General features: G+C 40.8%; 2 protein-coding genes and 1 pseudogene. All 3 read left to right on the top strand.

The genetic code is table 11. From position 1 onward, the window contains the following. A pseudogene (locus R7R78_RS23790) lies at positions 1–513 on the top strand (hypothetical protein); the annotation flags it as partial. Between the two features lie 3 nt (positions 514–516). Beyond that, a complete protein-coding gene (locus R7R78_RS23785) occupies positions 517–1461 on the top strand; it encodes a hypothetical protein (RefSeq protein WP_225474342.1) in 945 nt (314 codons plus the stop codon). Between the two features lie 3 nt (positions 1462–1464). Next, positions 1465–2418, top strand: a complete 954-nt coding sequence (locus R7R78_RS23780; protein WP_225474341.1) for a hypothetical protein — start codon at positions 1465–1467, stop codon at positions 2416–2418. Positions 2419–2525 lie beyond the last annotated feature (107 nt).

Raw genomic sequence — 2525 nt, 5'->3', positions numbered from 1 at the left:
TTAGCAGGCGCTGGTGCTTTTATATTAGTCTCCTTTAAAATGCTTAAACGTCAGCCTGATGAACCAACAGAAGTGAGAGTTGGAGAGCGTGAAGATTGGTTGTTTGCCGACTACAACAAAAAGCGCAAAGTGATCCAGTTCTACTTTAAGCAGGATAAGTGTGAATATATCGACACTGCTCACAGAACTATTTTCCGTTCACACAGTAGATCCGATTGCTACGTATTTTTCAAAACTGAAACGGACTTAGAATCGATGGTAAATCAGTTAGCTACGGAATATAAGCTGGATTGTACAGAGGTAGATGACCACAAAAAGCTGTTTGAATCGAAGCCAGAAGCTAGACTGTTTAACATTCCTGTTTGTAATAGAGAATATCAAACCGATGAGGTATTTGATTTAAGGGCTTCGAACGCCCCTCTCCCAGAGCAAGAATACCTTTACAACGGCAAGTGGCAAACCGAATCTGAGATTGAAAAATCTAAATCTGAACTAACAACAGCCAAAGAGTAACCCTTGGCTTATTTACCTTTTTACATCACGCCAGACGAGCTTTCGGCTTATCAAGAAGAACAAGAGCAACAAATTCTAAAGGGGAAAGATCTCACAACCTGGCACAAGCACGATATTGAAGAGCCTTTTCGATACTTATACCTATCGATTGCTATAGCCGCTGTCAGTCCATTATTTTTCCTTACCTATTTCCTACATGATAACAGTGACATGATCTTAACTTATATTTTATCGGGTCTAACGATAATCATGTCTGGTGTATCTTATCTGACATTTGGTTTGGACAATCGTTATGATTACATCTTGTCCGATCGCGGATTGGTTATAAAAAAGCGACGTGATTTACCGAATTGGGTCAACTCTGCGACTCAAGCCATGGGCTGGATTGGAGCAATAGTTTGTGTCGTGATGGTTGGGGTTGCTGGACCCATGGTTCTTGCCGGAGCTGGTGGGTTTATATTGGTTTCATTTGGTATGCTTAAACGACAGCCTGATGAAGCAACAGAAGTGAGAGTAGGCGAACGAGAAGATTGGCTGTTTGCGGACTACAACAAGAAAAGGAAAGTGATCCAATTCTATTTTAAGCAGGACATATGCAGATATCGAGATACTGCTCATAAGACTATCTTTCGCTCACAAGATAGATCGGATTGTTATGTTTTCTTTAAAACTGAAGCAGATTTAGAATCCATGGTCGCGCAACTGTCAAAGGTCTACAAGCTGGATTGTACAGAGGTAGATGACCACAAAAAGCTGTTTGAATCGAAGCCAGAATCAAGGCTCTTTAGTATTCCAGTTTGTAGTAGAGAATATCAAACCGAAGAGGTATTTGATTTAAGGGCGTCAAATGCCCCACTTCCTGAGCGTGAATACCTTTACAACGGCAAGTGGCAAACCGAGTCTGAAATCGAACAATCAAAATCTGAACCAACAGCAGCCAAGGTATAAACATTGGCTTATTCACCTTTTTACATCACCCCAGAAGAATTGGCGGTTTATCAAGAGGCTCAAGAGCAAAGAATCAGCTCGGGTAGCAATGTTTTACGTTGGAGTGTTGTAAACGTCGAGATGCCTTCTCGATACATTCACCTCTATTTTACTCTCGTAACCTTGTTTGTCTGTATTGCGATGTTTTTTGCCTTAGCAAACTTCGATCAAAACGATGACACCATTTTCTTAGCATGTGTACTTTCATTTTGCGTGGCACTTTTTTATTTCCTAATGAGATGGGGGCTTTTAAAGCAGTACCATTATGTTTTTTCAGAAAAAGGACTTGTTGCAAAGCCTAGTAGTACCATTCCAAAATGGATGAACAATGCGAGTCAAGTAACAGGCTGGGTGGGCGCCACCACATGTATATTAATGGTAATTCTTGTTGGTCCAATGGCTTTAGCTGGCGCAGGCGCTTTTATTTTGGTCTCATTCAAAATGCTTAAACGCCAACCCGAAGAGCGCACAAATATCAGAATTGCAGAGCGTGAAAATTGGCTATTTGCTTACTACAACAAAAAACGCAAGGTTATTACTCTTTATCATAGGTATGACGATTGTGATTACAGAGATGTAGCGAAAACGACCGTTAGTCGATGCCACTATAGAGGTAGGAGCTTTATATTTTTCAGTTCAACCAATGATTTAGAGAGAGTTTTGGAAAAATTGTCTAAAGAGTATCAACTTAAATGTACCGAATTCGAGGATATCAAAGCCTTGTTCAATGCTTATTCACCTGATGAATTGCTCTCGGAACCAGCAAGAAGCCTAGAGTTCCCCGTGGATGATACGTTTGAACTTAGAGCTCAAAACGCACCTATCCCTGAATGGGAATACCTTTACAACGGTAAGTGGCAAACCGAGTCTGAAATCGAACAATCAAAGTCTAAACTAATAACTACAGCTCTGGAGTAACCCTTGGCATATTCACCATTTTATATCACTCCAGAAGAGTTGGCAGTTTATCAAGAGGCACAAGAGCAAGAAATACTCGCAGGCGATAACGTCAGAACATGGCATAA

The organism is Vibrio sp. 2134-1 (genome assembly GCF_033339495.1).
The sequence above is the reverse complement of the archived record's forward strand: the minus strand, read 5'-3'. Positions and strand labels throughout refer to the sequence as shown.